This is a genomic window from Lactivibrio alcoholicus (genome assembly GCF_055390895.1).
The window spans coordinates 413,482-427,716 of the sequence record NZ_AP042471.1; the positions used below are offsets into that span (position 1 = coordinate 413,482).

Genomic DNA, 14,235 nt, shown 5'->3' on the forward strand with positions numbered 1-14,235 from the left:
AAAGCGCCCGCATCCCCTTCGATTCGTCGCCGGGTGTGCGCCGTCCGGACGTTCCTAGCCGCCCAGATAGGCCTCCTTGACCCTGGAGTCGTTCAGAAGCTGTTCCCCGGTTCCCTGGAGGACGATGCCTCCGACCTCCAGGATATACGCGTAGTGTGCGATCTTGAGGGCCGCGAAGGCGTTCTGTTCCACGAGAAGGACCGTCTTTCCCTCGCTGTTGATGTGCCGAATGATGTCGAACACCTCTTTGACCAGCAACGGCGCGAGCCCGAGCGAAGGTTCGTCGAGCATGACCATGTCCGGCCCGCTCATGAGCGCGCGTCCGACCGAGAGCATTTGCTGTTCGCCGCCCGAAAGGGTGCCGCCCCTTTGCCACGAACGCTCCCTGAGCCTCGGAAAGAGCGAATAGACCATGTCGATGTCCCGTGTGATTCCGTCGACGTCGTTGCGGATGTACGCGCCGAGCCTCAGGTTCTCCTCGACCGTCAGGTGGGGCAGGATCCTGCGCCCTTCGGGACTCATTGCGATTCCGAGCTTCACCATCGTCTCCGGGGGTTTCCCGACGAGATTCACCTGTCGGCCGTCGCGGCCCGTGAAGAGAATCTGCCCCTGTACGTGCCGGACAAGTCCCGCAATGGCCCGGATCGTGCTGCTCTTTCCCGCGCCGTTGGCTCCGATCAGCGTGACGATGCTGCCTCTCGGAATTTCTACGCTGATCCCCTTGACCGCGTGGATGCCGCCGTAATACACGTGCAGGGAGTCGATCTTAAGCATTTGCCGCGGCCTCCTCCCCGAGATACGCTTCGATGACCTTCGGATTCGACTGGATTTCCTTCGGTCCGCCTTCGGCGATGAGAATCCCGTAATCGAGCACCCAGATGTACTCGCACACGCCCATGACGACCTTCATGTCGTGTTCGATGAGAAGGATCGTCAGGTCGTATTCCTTCCGGAGCGTCCGGATGAACCCCATGAGTTCGAGCGATTCCTGCGGATTCATTCCCGCGGCCGGCTCGTCGAGAAGAAGGAATCTCGGCTCCGTCGCAAGGGCGCGCGCGATCTCGAGACGCCGCTGCGCTCCGTAGGGGAGAGAGCTCGAGATCTCGTCCGCGTACTGCGCCAGACCGATCGACTCGAGAAGGTGATGCGATTTCTCGCGAATCTGCCGTTCCTCTCGGGTGAAGAGCGGGGACATCAGCGGCGCCATCCACCAGTGACTCTTCTGGCGGACATGACACCCGATCATGACGTTCTGGAGCACCGTCTCGTTCGAGAAGAGCCGGATGTTCTGAAAGGTCCGCGAGATTCCCGTCTTGCAGACGAGGTGCGGTGCCCGCCCCGTTATGTCCTCGCCGTGGAAGAGGACAATCCCTTCCGTCGGCTTGTAGAAGCCGGTGATGATGTTGAACGCCGTGGTTTTCCCGGCGCCGTTCGGTCCGATGAGCCCGACGATGCTCCCGTGGGGAACGGCGATGTTGAGATCGTTGACCGCCGTGAGTCCGCCGAACCGGATCGTGATGCCGCGCGTTTCGAGTGCGTAGGATCGCTCAGCGGCCGCCGTCATTCCGTCTTCCCTCTCTTTCCGAATCGCGCGAAGAAGCCGTCCCAGGTCCATTCGTTCATGCCCATGATCCCTTCGCGCCGGAAGAGGATGATGAAGATCAGAAGGAGCGAGAAGACGACCATTCGCATCCCGGGAATTCCGGGGATCTCGAAGGATCCGATCGTCAGCGGATTTTCGACGAACCGGAGCCATTCGAGGAGAATCGTGATCACGACGCTGCCGAGAATGCTCCCCGTGATCGAACCGAGCCCTCCGGCGACGACGATCATCAGAACGTTATAGGTCAGGAGGAAGCTGAACATCTTCGGATCGATCGTCGTGATGAGGCTTCCCATGAGCGCTCCCCCGACGCCCGCGAAAAACGCGCCGATCGAGAAGGAGATGACGCGGAACCGGAACGTATTGATTCCCATGTTCTTCGCGGCGACCTCGTCGTCCCGGATCGCCTTGAAGACGTTCCCGAAGTTGCTGTTCACAAGCCGGACGATGAAATACAGCGTGAACAGCAGCCATCCGTAGTTCCACCAGAGATTGGCGTAATCCGGGATCCCCTTGAGCCCGAGCGACCCGTTTGTGTATGCGGTGATGTTCGTGATGACCACGCGGATGATCTCTGAGAAGCCCAACGTGGCGATTCCGAGGTAGTCGCCGCCGAGCCGGAGAACCGGGATGGCGATCACCAGGCCGAAGGCGGCGGCAATGAGGCCTCCCGCAATGACGGACACGACGAACGGAGCCTGCATGACGGAAAAGGGCCACGCTATGGGTTCGAGAATCCACATCATCTCTTTCTGTACCGGAGTCAGGATCAGCAGCGCGGAAACGTACGCCCCGATCGCCATGAAGCCGGCGTGCCCGAGCGAGAACATCCCGGTGAACCCGTAGATGAGATTCAGGCTCAGGGCGAGGATCGCGTTGACCGCGATGAGGTTGAGCACCTGAATCTGATATCCGTCCAGATGGCTTTCTCCCCACCAGAGAAAGGCGCCGAGCAGGGCGATCAGCGATATATTCAGGAGGGAATTTCTCGTCTTCGGATTCATCAGATCTTGTCCTCCAGATTCTCCCCCATGAGTCCGGTCGGTTTCATGAGGAGGATGACGATCAGGAGTATGAAGGCGAACGCGTCGCGATATCCTGAAAGCGCCGGGAAGAAGGCGATGATCATGATCTCGATGAGCCCGAGAAGCATTCCACCGATCATCGCTCCCTGAATGGAGCCGATGCCGCCGAAAACGGCGGCGATGAAAGCCTTGAACCCGGGAAACACTCCCATGAACGGATGGATCTGCGGATACCTGAGCGCCCACATGATGCCCGAGGCGGCAGCGAGCGCCGAGCCGAGACCGAAAGCCAGCGCGATGATCCTGTCGACCGAAACGCCCATCAGCCTGGTCGTCTCGATATCCTTGGAAATCGCGCGCATCGCAAGCCCCGGTTTTGTGCGGTAAACGATCCAGAGCAGCCCGAGCACGAGGATGAACGTGCTGATCGGAACGATGATCGCCAACGGAAGAATCCGGACCTCACCGATCATAAAGACCTTCATGAGCCATTCCGGCTGCATCACCTGACGCGGAAGCCCCGTAAACAGAACGAGACTGAGGTTTTCGATCAGAAACGAGACACCGATTGCGCTGATAAGGGCGGAGATTCTCGGGGCGTCGCGCAGGGGACGAAAGGCGATCCGATCGACGAAGATTCCGCAGACGCTCGACCCCGCGACCGCAATGACCGCGGCTACCCCCCAGGGAAGCGTGAACACGACCGTACCGAAAAACATGAAATAGGCGCCGAGCATGAAGATATCGCCGTGAGCGAAATTGATCAGCCTGAGGATGCCGTACACCATCGTATATCCGATGGCGACGAGACCATACAGCGATCCGAGGGTTATTGCGTTGAACAGGTGTTGCACGAACATTTCGAAGCTCATGCGAACTGCCCCCCCACTCAAAAAAAATTGGGGGGAAGAGGGAATCCCTCCTCCCCCCAACGCATGACCATATCTCGTGTGCTTCTACATCTGCGGGGAAACGGTTCCGATGAAGAGCTTCTTTCCGTTCTTGATCTGGACGACGCCGACCGGGCTCTCGGCATCGTGGGTGGCGTTGATGGTCTTGTTTCCTGTGACGCCCGGGAAGTCCTTGATCTTCTCGAGTGCGTCGCGGATGGCCGCCGGTTCCGCCTTTCCGGCGGTCGTGATTGCGTGGGCGACAAGCATGTAAGAATCGTACCCGAGGGCTGCGTTGACATTCGGATCCTTGTCCGGGAAGGCCTTCTTCCAGTTCTCGGTGAACTTCTTCGCGATGTCGCTCATGTCCTTCATCGATGGGTCATACGGGAAGGTCGTGTGGATGAAGCCCTCGACCGCCGCACCGCCGATCTTCACGATCTCGGGGTTGTCCATGGCGTCGCCGCCCATGATCTGGAACTTCGCGCCAAGCTCTCTGGCCTGCTTCATCACGATCGCGCCTTCGGCGAAGTCCGCCGGAAGGAAGAGGACATCGGGCTTCTTGCTGATGATCTCGGTCAGCTGCGCGGTGAAGTCCTGATCGCCGGAGTTGTACTTGAGTTCGGAGACGATCTCTCCGCCGAGCTTCTTGTACGACTGTTTGAAGAAGTTCGCGAGTCCGACGCAATAGTCATTCGCCACGTCCACAAGAAGGGCGGCCTTCTTCATGTTCAGGGTTTTTACGGCATAGGTCGCCGCACCGGCACCCTGGAAGGGATCGATGAAGCACGCGCGGAAAACGAACTTCTTGCCCTGGGTCACGAGGGGGTTCGTGCAGGAGGTTCCCATCATCGGGACTCCGGCCTTTTCGGCGACTTCCCCGCCGGCCATGGCAAGAGACGAACCGTACGTTCCGATGACCGCGACGACCTTTTCCTTCTCGATCAGGCGCTTCACGGCATTGGCCGCTTCGACCTTGTCTGTCTTGTTGTCGACGACAACGAGTTCGACCTTTTTCCCAAGAACGGAAGGCATTTCCTTGTGAGCCATCTGGACTCCTTCGAGCTCCAGCTGGCCACCGAAAGCGGTTCTTCCCGTCAGGGGAAGATAGACTCCAATCCGGATCACGTCTTCGGCAAACGCGACCCCCGCAAAGGCGCACACAAGAAGTAAAGCAACCAATACCTTACGTAACCGCATCACAACACCCTCCTCGTGATTAAAAATTGTGGATCAAAGCACGATTGAATTATACACGAATCTTGCCCTGCGGAACACCCATGAAGATACGGGCATATTTCGTCAAACGACGCCGGCACGGAAATCCCGTGAAATTCATTCTCCGCTTTTCGTCTCCCGGGTCGCACCCCGGATCTCGATATCCGGAAGAAGCGCGCGCAGCCTCGCCGGATCTGGCCTTCGGCCGCTCCGCAACTCCGGAGCGAGCGTGCTGCCCGGCCGGAAAAGCTGGACGACCCAGCGTCCGCGCGTTCCGACGAGTCGCCGCACCTCGAGAAGATCCGTTTCTGTCATGAGGTCGGGAACGTACGTCGTGCGAAAGAGAACGTCCGCGCCGGAACGCGCGAGAATGTCCATCGACCGGATGATCCGTCCCGTGTCGACGGGGACCCCGGCAAGAAGTCCGTACTTCCCTTCGGGTCCCTTGACGTCCATTGCGACAGCGTCGACGAGCCCCTCGGCGAGCAGTGCCTCGAGCATGTCGGGATACAGGCCGTTCGTGTCGATCTTTAGGGGCAGCCCCGTCGCGGACCGCAGTTCCCGGATCGTCCCCGGAAGCGACGCGTACATCGCCGGTTCGCCGCCGGATATGACGAGGCCGTCGAGAAATTCCTTCGTTCGCCGCAATGACGCGACGATGCGCGCGAACGAACGCGGCCGTACCCCTCCGAGGACAAGCCCCGCATTGTGGCAGAACGGACAGCGGAACGGACAGCCGATGCAGAAAAGGACGGCGGTAACCTTGCCGTCCCAGTCGAGAAACGACGGATTGAGAAAGGCTCCGAACGGAACCATCATGGCCTCAGGCGAGCCGGGTTCTCCGGCGGTCCCGAAGTTCCGCTTTCTTTCCGCGGTTCCAGCTGGAGGTCCGCGTGAAGTATCCCGTGATTCGCGTGATGCCATCGACATTGTCGCTTCCGCAATATTCGCAGTCGAGGCGAAGTCCGCGCGAAACCCGGCCGCATTCGTTGCAGATCGTGAACTCGGGGCTGAACGCGACCTGCGCGTTCTCGGTCTCGCGGAAGATCTTCCCGACGAACGATCCCAACGCCGCGGGATCGGGCTTGTGTTCCCCCATCCAGATATGCGTGATCGAACCGGCCGTGATCATCGGATGGAACCGCCCCTCCTCGGAGACCTTCTTCGCGGGATCCATGGGAACGCCGTACGCGAAATGCGTGCTGTTCGTATAGTACACATCGCCTCCGTCGAGGTCGCCCTTGACCACACGTCCGGCTTCCTCGGCGTAGGACTTGAGGTCGAGTTTCGCGAAGCGGTAGGCCGTGCTTTCGGCGGGCGTCTGTTCGAGGACGATCCGGATCCCGAGGCGATCGGACAGCTCACGGCACTTGAGGTCCATGTACCGGACGACCGCGAGCGCGAGATCCATCGACTCCCTGCTTTCATGAATCTGTTTGCCCGTCATATGCTGCGCGAGTTCGTTGATTCCGAGGATTCCGATGAGATAGCGGACTTTCCCGAAGCGCAGGTATGCTTCCCCGTCGTGGTCCATGCACAGGACGGAAAGGGGACCGCGCTTTCCGAGCTTCAGAATGCTCTCGAGAAACGCCTTCTTCTGAATGTGAGCCTTCGCGGCCAGCTCCATGTAGTGATCGACCAGCTCGAAGAGAGTATCGGAATCCCTGCCGCTTCGATACGCACACCGCGGAAGGTTCAGCGTCACGTTCTGCAGGGCGCAGAACCGGAGTTTCCACGGTCGCCTCGCTTCGGCGAGGTCCTCCTCCTCCAGCTCGAAGCTCAGGCGGCAGCACTCGCTGAGCTTCGCCACCCCGCCCCGGTCGAACACGAAGTACGTGTTGCCCTTCTCCGAAGCGACGCGACACGCGAGTTCGAGCATCTCTTCCCATCCGGGTTCCCTGAAAAAGGCTTCCGTAATATGAAAGAGGGGTTTCGGGAAGAAGAACGGCTGTCCCCGGCTGTCTCCCTCGAGATAGACGTCGAAGAGTGCCCTCAGGAATCGTTTCGATTCCCCGGCGTAATCGCCGTACGTCTTCCCCGTCTCCTTCCCTCCCGGGCCGATGGCGGGGACGTCCCTGAAGTGCGCCGGAACTTCGTAGTACAGGTTGATGTCGGTGAACGCAACCTGTCCGCCGCGTCCTCCCGCAAGCTGGTTGAACTCGAAGATCAACATCTGGGCGAGCTGGTGAAGTTTCGTGTCGTCGGCGCCCACGAGGTAGGGCGCGAAAAAGACGTTTACGGCATCCCATCCGATGGCGCCCGCGAAATTGTTCTGCAGGACCGATGTCATCTTGAGAAGGTGCGCGAGAAGGACGTCGGGATGCCTCGCAGGGCCCGAGATGCTCGTGATCGACGGGAGGTTCAGCCCGTATTTCGCGACGTAGGCGAGGCTCTGCCCCGAACAGTACGGGCGGTTCACCATCCCGAGGTCGTGGAGATGTATGGCGCCGGCGAGATGCGCCTCGGCGACATCCTTCGAGAAGACCTTGCTCAGGGCATACTGCTTCAGGGCCAGTTCCGCGATGGACAGATTGATGGACTCCGGGTTATGCGTCGTATTGCTGTTCTCGCGGTTCGGAACGAGCATCATCGTCTCGAGGTCGTGCACCGGAATCCCGATCGTCGTGTGGTCCAGGATCTTCGCGTCCAGCCCCCTCTTGAAAAGGCGGACGTTGGCCATCTCGCGGATCACGGCGGTCGTCACGCGGTTCCGGCCGCACTCGGAGATTTCCTCCTCGATCCCGGAGGCGATCTCCGCGGCGATGACCGGATCCACTCCGGCTTCAACGACGAGCGCGTCCCGTATGCGTTCCCCGTTCCATGGAGAGCTCTCCTCTTTCGCGAGCGCGTCAACGAGAAGCGCCAGATCCGTGGATTCTCCTCCCGCCGAGGGGAACATCGTCATCTGCTGTCCCTGAGAAAGCTGCCTATTCCTTCCTGTCATTCACGACACACTCCCTCTCCCCGATAAGCCGGGCGATCTCGTGCTGAAAACTCTCGATATCCGAGAACTGGCGATACACGGAGGCGAAACGGACATAGGCCACCTGATGCAGCTGTTTGAGCCCCTCCATGACCCTTCCGCCGAGGACATCCGCAGGGACGTCCCCGTATCCCTCGAGCCGAAGCTCGTTCTCGATCCGAGAGGCCAGATCCTCTATCTGTTCGAGCGTCACTGGCAGCTTTTCGCAGGCCTTGTTCATCCCCCGGATCATCTTGTCGCGATCGAATCCTTCGCGTCTTCCGTCTTTTTTGATGACTCGCAGCGCACGGCGAAGTTCTGCCTTTTCGTAGGTCGTGAATCGCGCGGTGCAATCGGGACACTCGCGTCTCCGGCGCACTACCCGACCTTCATCCGCCGTTCGCGTTTCGATGACTCTGGTCTCCAGAGAGCCGCACTTCGGACATCGCATGAGGCATCCTCCATATATGGGCAATATAAACTATGATAACGCGATATATTGGGTATTTCCAGCCGACGGATGTATTTTTTGCGGGACTTTTGGCCTCATGTCCCGGCCGGGAGGACAAACAAAAAAAGCCGGGGGATACCCGGCTTCCTCAATGTCTCGAAGCGTGGCTAGCTCGCGAGGGATTCGAGGTATTTCTGAACGACGGATTTGACCCTCTTGCCGTCGGCCTGACCCTTCACTTCGTTCATGACGGCGCTCATGACCCGCCCCATATCGCGCGGTCCGGCAGCCTTCACTCCCGTGGCTACGGACTCGACGAGGCGCAGGAGTTCGTCTTCGGAAAGCTGTCTGGGCAGATAGCGCTCGAGAAAGGCCGCCTCGTTCATTTCAGCGTCCGCTCGGTCCCGGGCTCCGCCTGCGGCGAATTGCTCCGCCGCCTCCCTCCGCTGTTTGATGAGCCGACGGACGACCGCGACACAGTCGTCGTCGTTCAACTCGACGGAACGGCCGACTTCCGCCTGGGCCCGCTGCAGTTCCGCCTTCAGCATGCGGATAGCGGAGAGCTCCATCTGACGCCGCGCCTTCATGGCTTCCACAAGGTCGTCGGAAATTCGTTTCTGAAGACCGACGCTCATGGTCTATTACCCCCTGCTCCTGTGCTTCCGCGCATTACGGGCCGCCGCAGCCCTCTTCAGCTTTTTGGCTTCACTCGGCTTCTCGTAATGCTCCCTCTTTCGAACCTCACGAAGCGTTCCGACTTTCGACACCTCTCGTTTGAACCTCCTGAGGGCATCCTCAAGGGATTCGTTATCTCTCCGAACCACCGTCGTCACGGTCTGTTCCCCCCTTTCTCTGCCACCCGCATCTATCCCGGAGGCCACCTGAAGGGGCGTCCTGCCAAGAGGTGAATATGAAGGTGGGGGATTGTCTGACCAGCAAGAGTACCACAATTGATCACGAGACGGTACCCTTCCTCGTGAAGCTTGAACTCCCCGGCAACCCGGCGCGCACGATCCATTATGCGGGACCAGAGAGAGGGATCCTCCACGGCATCAACGGACTCCACATGAACCGTGGGGATTACGAGAAGATGCGTCGGCGCCTGGGGACGAACGTCGCGGATCACCAGAACGTCGTCGTCCCTGAAGACACAGTCACACGGCACGGTTCCGTCAACCATACCGCAGAAGAGACAGGACATACGCATCTCATCCCTTTCGAATTCCGTAAAGAGCATTTTATAACAGATCCGGACTCCCTACAATAGACCTCGCCCAAACCCGGACCCCCTGCGACGGGTGATTTTCGGAGAGATTTCTGAGACGCGCTCGCGCCCACGCAGGCACGCGTGCCGCCGTCCCCCTGAGGAGACGCAGGAGCGGCAGGAGAACCGCTTCGTCGTCGATCCTGAGAAGCCGTATGAGACTGAGATCGTCGGGCAGGGGATGCTTCGCGGGCCATCGCTGCAAAGCACCGGCGATCACCCTCTGCGACGGATGCGCCAGAAACTTCGCGAGAAAATCGCCCCTCTCGCGGATTGCCCCGATCCACTGCAGAAAGAGGAGCGCGACATCCTCGTCGAGAGCGACCGCCCTCGACGCGATCGCCGCCGCGAGCCGGGACTGCAGGTCTCTGTCGCTCGAAAGGTCCGAAACGAGAAGCAGCATCTCCCTGTCGGGGGAAAAACGACGCAGCATGTCTTCCAAAGCGCCCTGAAGGAGCGGAAAAGCGATCCAGCGGGCGGAAGCCGTTACGGCGAGCAGACGGACCGAGGGATGCGAACTCGTGAATCGAAGCGTCAGGCGTCCGATCTCTGACTCTTCCTCCTTCGTCTCCAGGTGCCGGCGCAGCCGCGCCATCCCGAGTTCGGCGTCGAGAAGCGCCTTCTCGAGCCGAAGATCGCGGATGTGCTCGTCCTCATTCGCCGTCGTTTCCGTACCCTCCGCCCGCGAGGTCTTTCGCCGCGTCTGTCCTCCGCGTTCCCTGGCGAACGGTGAACCGGAACGGCTCTTCTTCCGTTTTTCGTCGGGAGCGGGAGGGTTGAGGAGGAGCTCAGGGGAAAGGTTCCTGAGAAGCATGTAGGCCCCCGTGATGCGTTCGAACGCCTTTTCGGACTGGGGACCGGCGATATCCGGGTGGCACGTCAGCGCAAGGCGACGGAATGCCGACCGTATGTCCTTCATGGTCGACCCAGGAACAAGACCGAGTATTTCGAGATTCTCGACGATATCGAATGCTGCGCTCATGCGCCCAGAGCCCTCTCCATTTCTGTGATCATCGTATCGAGAAGAGAGACCGCCTCGGCGAATCCCTCTCCGTCGCGCATCGAATAGACCGTACGCGCAAGCGCCTCGATCCTGGTCCGCTGCGAAGGGACCAGCTTCGGCGAAATCGACGCGATCCTCGTTTCGAGCTCCTTCAGCTCAGGCATCCTGCCCCGCTCTTCCGGCGTCGCCCCCTCGCCGATCTCGACGGACGGGATGTGAAGGACCGTTCCGTCGGCACGTATTATATCAATCCGAAGCAATCCGCTTCCGTCGACGCGAAACTCGAGCCCCACGGATTCTCCCCTCGTCAGGTCGCGGAGGGTGTGGATTCCGATGATCTTCCACCGGGAGGGCGATCCGGGGTCCCCCTGGGCGATCCGCAACGTCACCGGGCCCGAACCGACGCTCGAAAACTCCCTCCTCGCCGTCGCGGGGAGCGGAGTCCCCTTCTCCATGACAGCCACGGGCTTTTCGTCCGCCGCGATAATCCCGAGGCTCTGCGAAAGAACGTCGATCAGGAGTTTTTCGCCCGACGCCGTCGAGAGCGCGGCCCCGAAGACGACCGCCTCGTCCGGGCACACGGAAAGCCTTTCGGGGCGGGCAATACGATCCTCGAGCATTCTGCGGAGCAGCGGAATCCGGCTGCTCCCGCCCACGAAGAGAAGTTTCTCCGGCCTGTGGCGATCCCAGAGGCGGCGCACGTCGTCCACTACGACAGAAATCCGGTCTCTGACAAGGTGTTCGAAGACGTTCCTCGAAACCACGACCGGATCCTTTCCTTCCACCTCCCCGAACGGAACCCATTCGCACCGTTCGTAGTCGGAAAGCGCGATCTTGAGACGCTCCGCCTCGGAAAGCAGCATGCGCCGGAACGGCGAATCCTCATCCGAAACCCCGATTCCCCTGGCGAGCCACGACGCGAGGAGCTCATCGAAATCGCGCCCTCCGACATCGCTTCTTCCGGTGCTCTCCAGTACCTGCCATACGCCGTTCTCGCTCTCGACCACCGAGATGTCCGCGGTTCCGGCACCGAAGTCGAGCACGAGAAACCGTCCCTGACGTCCGAACGCGAGCGCCGCGGCCGTCGGTTCGTTGATGATCCTGACGGAGGAAAAACCGGCGCTCCGGGCGCTCCGGGCGATCGCGGAACGTTCCGAAAAACTGAAATACGCGGGAACCGTAAGGACGCAGTTCGTGATGAACGCGCCGAGCCACGCCTCGGCGTCCTCGCGGAGCAGCACGAGCATCGGGACGAGAAGTTCCTCGGCCGTCCTCGCGCGAACGCCGCAACGGGCCTTCCACGGACTCCCGATCTGTCGTTTCAGATCCCACCAGACGTGGGCGGGATCGCGGATCTCCATCCGGAGGGCCTCCTCCCCGGCCAGAAATCCGCCCGGCGTCCACGCGACAACGGAGGGCGTCCGCATCGCCCCCCACCGGTTCGGGAGAATGACGGGCTTTCCGTCGCGGAGGAGTGCCGTGAGCGCGTACCGCGTCCCGAGATCGATTCCGAGCGTTTCGCCGGAAAAGACTTCAGGAACTCCCGGCCGCGTCACGGCAGAAACACCTCTCCCCGGACGATCTCGTCGCCGGTCCCCGTGACGAGCACCGGCACGATGCTCCCGGAACGCGCGGTTCCTGACGCCTCGACGCGGAGATATTCCGGCGTCAGCCCCTCGACCGACGTTCCGTCGCTCCGTTCGGCGAGGATAGGAACGATTCGTCCCACGAAACGACGCGCATACGCCGCGAGGCGTTCCTCCGAACGCCCCCGCACGATCGACACGCGGGACGCGACCGTCCCTTCCGGAACCCTGTCGGAGAATGCGGCGGCCGGGGTTCCGGCACGGGGCGAAAAAGGAAAGACATGCGTTCTCGCGATTCCAGCCTCGTCAAGGACGCGGAGGGTGTTGTCGAATGCCTCGTCGGTCTCTCCGGGAAAGCCGACGAGAACATCCGTGCTGATATGGATATCCTCGCCGAGCATGTTCCGCACGCGCCCGACGAGTTTCAGGAAGGCCCCGGCCGTATGTCCGCGCCGCATACGCGCGAGGACCCGGTCGTCTCCGCTCTGCAGGGGCAGGTGCAGGTGCCTGCAGAACGTCTCCGTGGCGGCCAGGACGCTCAGCAACGTTTCGTCGAGCGAGAAGGGCTCGAGGGATCCGAATCGGATGCGCTTCACCCCTTCGAGCGACGCGACACGAGACACGAGGCCCCCCAGGCGGGTTCCATCCACGTCCCGGTAATCCCCGAGGTGAATTCCCGACAGGACGATCTCCCGGCAGCCCGCCGCGACGACCGAACGAACGTCTTCGATCACGCCGGCGAGCGGACGACTGACTGAACGTCCCCGGAGATACGGAATGACGCAGTACGAACAGAAGTGGTCACATCCGTCCTGGACCTTCAGGAAAGCGCGTGTGTGAAGCGAGGGGGCGCGAAGCGGGAGGTCGTCCCAGTGACGGTCGTTGCGGACGTCGCCGCGGAGCGTCACGGGCCGGAAAGGGCGGCCGGGAAGGCAGCCGGCGAGGAGCCCAGGGATTTCTCCCTTCCGGCGGTTTCCGACGACGATATCGACGCCGAGTTCGGCGGCCCGTCCCTCGTCGATCGCCTGCGCCCAGCATCCGCACGCGACGACAATGCCGTCCGGCCGCTCCCTCCGAAGGCGCCGGACAACCTGGCGGCACTTCCGGTCGGCCTCGGCCGTCACGGAACAGGAGACGAGTACCGCCGCGTCCCAGGAAGCATCGTCCACGAGCCGCGCTCCATCCGCTTCGACGGCGGAAGCGAGTGATTCGCCTTCGGAAAGATTCGTCCGGCATCCGAGCGTGACGATGCGGACGCGCCTACCCTCGAGACGGTGCTCCATGAATTCGCGCGGAGACTCCCCACCACTCCCCGGAGAAGAGTTCTCGTTCCTCGGAGAGCCCCGCTGCGTGAAGAGCGTCGAGGAAACGGTCGCGTTCCTTCGCGAGGAGCCCCGAGAAGATCGCCACACCCCGCGCGGAAAGGACGTCACGAACGCGGGGCACCATGTCGAGAAGCGGTTCCATGAGGATGTTCGCGGTAAGGATGTCGAACTGACCGGTCAGTCCGTCGAGGAGATTTCCGACGGCGAGATCGACGGCCGCCGGATCCGTACCGTTGAAGCGCATATTCTTCCGCACCTCATCGAGGACCGCCGGATCGAGGTCCCTGACGGTCGCGGAAGCGGCCCCGAGAAGCAGCGCGGAGATAAAGAGGATTCCCGATCCAGTACCGATGTCGGCGACTCTCGCGCCTTCGGAAACGAGATCTTCGAGAAGCTCGAGAACGATCTGCGTGCTCTCGTGATACCCCGTGCCGAACGCCGACCCCGGATCGATGCGTACGGGGATGCGCCCCTCCGACGCTTCGACGTCGTGCCAGGGTGCCATCACGATCAGCTTCGAGCCGACCGGTTTCGGGGGAAAGGCGTCCTTCCACTTCGTATGCCACTCCCTGTTCTCCACGCGGCCCATGTCGACGATCCGCATCTCGGACCACGGAAGCAGCAGGTCCGTTACAACTTTGTTCCAGTGTTCCAGGGGACTGGAACAGACGAAATAGAACCGGGAGCGGACCTCCGACTCCGTCGAGGACGCGGATTCGGACATCTCCGCACCAATGCACCCCGAAAGGTCCGCGAGAGACGCGAGAAAGTCCTCGCGCTCCTTCGGAGCGCCCACGGTGATATACCACCAGAAATTCTCCTGTGTCACGATGTTCCCTCCTCCATCCTCACTTCGATCCGTTCCGGAGAGACGAACGGGGAGGCTATCGCCTCCCCGTCTCCGCTCG

General features: G+C 61.2%; 15 protein-coding genes. All 15 read right to left on the reverse strand.

The window, feature by feature from the left end; all coding sequences use genetic code 11:
• Positions 1 to 54: 54 nt before the first annotated feature.
• Entirely contained in the window at positions 55 to 774 is a 720-nt protein-coding gene (locus tag ACZ5IU_RS02085) for an ABC transporter ATP-binding protein (protein ID WP_464420031.1), read from the reverse strand.
• The gene (locus ACZ5IU_RS02090) at positions 767 to 1,564 is read right to left on the reverse strand and encodes an ABC transporter ATP-binding protein (RefSeq protein ID WP_464420033.1); all 798 of its coding nucleotides are present in this window, start codon (positions 1,562 to 1,564) and stop codon (positions 767 to 769) included. The genes ACZ5IU_RS02085 and ACZ5IU_RS02090 overlap by 8 nt, the downstream gene beginning before the upstream one ends.
• Positions 1,561 to 2,607, reverse strand: a complete 1,047-nt coding sequence (locus ACZ5IU_RS02095) for a branched-chain amino acid ABC transporter permease (RefSeq protein WP_464420035.1) — start codon at positions 2,605 to 2,607, stop codon at positions 1,561 to 1,563. The genes ACZ5IU_RS02090 and ACZ5IU_RS02095 overlap by 4 nt, the downstream gene beginning before the upstream one ends.
• Positions 2,607 to 3,500 (reverse strand): branched-chain amino acid ABC transporter permease, encoded by an 894-nt coding sequence (locus ACZ5IU_RS02100; protein WP_464420037.1) that lies wholly within the window; start codon positions 3,498 to 3,500, stop codon positions 2,607 to 2,609. The genes ACZ5IU_RS02095 and ACZ5IU_RS02100 overlap by 1 nt, the downstream gene beginning before the upstream one ends.
• Positions 3,501 to 3,584: 84 nt before the next feature.
• Complete coding sequence (locus tag ACZ5IU_RS02105) at positions 3,585 to 4,718, reverse strand: ABC transporter substrate-binding protein (RefSeq protein WP_464420039.1); 1,134 nt, start codon at positions 4,716 to 4,718, stop codon at positions 3,585 to 3,587.
• Positions 4,719 to 4,853: 135 nt separating this feature from the next.
• Positions 4,854 to 5,555: an anaerobic ribonucleoside-triphosphate reductase activating protein gene (locus ACZ5IU_RS02110; protein WP_464420041.1), complete on the reverse strand. Its 702-nt coding sequence runs from the start codon at positions 5,553 to 5,555 to the stop codon at positions 4,854 to 4,856.
• A gap of 4 nt (positions 5,556 to 5,559) precedes the next feature.
• The gene (gene nrdD / locus ACZ5IU_RS02115; protein ID WP_464420043.1) at positions 5,560 to 7,680 is read right to left on the reverse strand and encodes an anaerobic ribonucleoside-triphosphate reductase; all 2,121 of its coding nucleotides are present in this window, start codon (positions 7,678 to 7,680) and stop codon (positions 5,560 to 5,562) included.
• A complete protein-coding gene (gene nrdR, locus ACZ5IU_RS02120; protein ID WP_464420045.1) occupies positions 7,664 to 8,149 on the reverse strand; it encodes a transcriptional regulator NrdR in 486 nt (161 codons plus the stop codon). The genes nrdD and nrdR overlap by 17 nt, the downstream gene beginning before the upstream one ends.
• A 167-nt stretch (positions 8,150 to 8,316) precedes the next feature.
• Positions 8,317 to 8,784 carry a GatB/YqeY domain-containing protein gene (locus ACZ5IU_RS02125; protein ID WP_464420047.1) on the reverse strand — a complete coding sequence of 156 codons (468 nt, stop codon included), beginning with the start codon at positions 8,782 to 8,784 and terminating at the stop codon, positions 8,317 to 8,319.
• Positions 8,785 to 8,790: 6 nt separating this feature from the next.
• Positions 8,791 to 8,982 (reverse strand): 30S ribosomal protein S21, encoded by a 192-nt coding sequence (rpsU, locus tag ACZ5IU_RS02130; protein WP_464420049.1) that lies wholly within the window; start codon positions 8,980 to 8,982, stop codon positions 8,791 to 8,793.
• Between the two features lie 32 nt (positions 8,983 to 9,014).
• Entirely contained in the window at positions 9,015 to 9,386 is a 372-nt protein-coding gene (locus ACZ5IU_RS02135) for a histidine triad nucleotide-binding protein (protein WP_464420051.1), read from the reverse strand.
• 1 nt (position 9,387) lies between these two features.
• Positions 9,388 to 10,395 (reverse strand): J domain-containing protein, encoded by a 1,008-nt coding sequence (locus tag ACZ5IU_RS02140; protein ID WP_464420053.1) that lies wholly within the window; start codon positions 10,393 to 10,395, stop codon positions 9,388 to 9,390.
• Positions 10,392 to 11,972, reverse strand: coding sequence for an Hsp70 family protein (locus ACZ5IU_RS02145; RefSeq protein ID WP_464420055.1), 1,581 nt, complete (start codon positions 11,970 to 11,972; stop codon positions 10,392 to 10,394). Before ACZ5IU_RS02145 ends, ACZ5IU_RS02140 begins: the two co-directional genes overlap by 4 nt.
• The gene (gene mtaB / locus ACZ5IU_RS02150; RefSeq protein WP_464420057.1) at positions 11,969 to 13,285 is read right to left on the reverse strand and encodes a tRNA (N(6)-L-threonylcarbamoyladenosine(37)-C(2))-methylthiotransferase MtaB; all 1,317 of its coding nucleotides are present in this window, start codon (positions 13,283 to 13,285) and stop codon (positions 11,969 to 11,971) included. The genes ACZ5IU_RS02145 and mtaB overlap by 4 nt, the downstream gene beginning before the upstream one ends.
• Positions 13,263 to 14,156, reverse strand: coding sequence for a 50S ribosomal protein L11 methyltransferase (locus tag ACZ5IU_RS02155; RefSeq protein ID WP_464420059.1), 894 nt, complete (start codon positions 14,154 to 14,156; stop codon positions 13,263 to 13,265). The genes mtaB and ACZ5IU_RS02155 overlap by 23 nt, the downstream gene beginning before the upstream one ends.
• Positions 14,157 to 14,235: the final 79 nt, after the last annotated feature.

Bases quoted from the DNA above. Each gene is read 5' to 3' on its own strand.
- mtaB (WP_464420057.1), bottom strand. From the start codon at position 13,285: ATGGAGCACCGTCTCGAGGGTAGGCGCGTCCGCATCGTCACGCTCGGA.
- ACZ5IU_RS02110 (WP_464420041.1), bottom strand. From the start codon at position 5,555: ATGATGGTTCCGTTCGGAGCCTTTCTCAATCCGTCGTTTCTCGACTGG.
- ACZ5IU_RS02095 (WP_464420035.1), bottom strand. From the start codon at position 2,607: ATGAATCCGAAGACGAGAAATTCCCTCCTGAATATATCGCTGATCGCC.
- ACZ5IU_RS02100 (WP_464420037.1), bottom strand. From the start codon at position 3,500: ATGAGCTTCGAAATGTTCGTGCAACACCTGTTCAACGCAATAACCCTC.
- ACZ5IU_RS02105 (WP_464420039.1), bottom strand. From the start codon at position 4,718: ATGCGGTTACGTAAGGTATTGGTTGCTTTACTTCTTGTGTGCGCCTTT.
- ACZ5IU_RS02140 (WP_464420053.1), bottom strand. From the start codon at position 10,395: ATGAGCGCAGCATTCGATATCGTCGAGAATCTCGAAATACTCGGTCTT.
- ACZ5IU_RS02090 (WP_464420033.1), bottom strand. From the start codon at position 1,564: ATGACGGCGGCCGCTGAGCGATCCTACGCACTCGAAACGCGCGGCATC.
- nrdR (WP_464420045.1), bottom strand. From the start codon at position 8,149: ATGCGATGTCCGAAGTGCGGCTCTCTGGAGACCAGAGTCATCGAAACG.
- ACZ5IU_RS02135 (WP_464420051.1), bottom strand. From the start codon at position 9,386: ATGCTCTTTACGGAATTCGAAAGGGATGAGATGCGTATGTCCTGTCTC.
- ACZ5IU_RS02085 (WP_464420031.1), bottom strand. From the start codon at position 774: ATGCTTAAGATCGACTCCCTGCACGTGTATTACGGCGGCATCCACGCG.
- nrdD (WP_464420043.1), bottom strand. From the start codon at position 7,680: ATGACAGGAAGGAATAGGCAGCTTTCTCAGGGACAGCAGATGACGATG.
- ACZ5IU_RS02125 (WP_464420047.1), bottom strand. From the start codon at position 8,784: ATGAGCGTCGGTCTTCAGAAACGAATTTCCGACGACCTTGTGGAAGCC.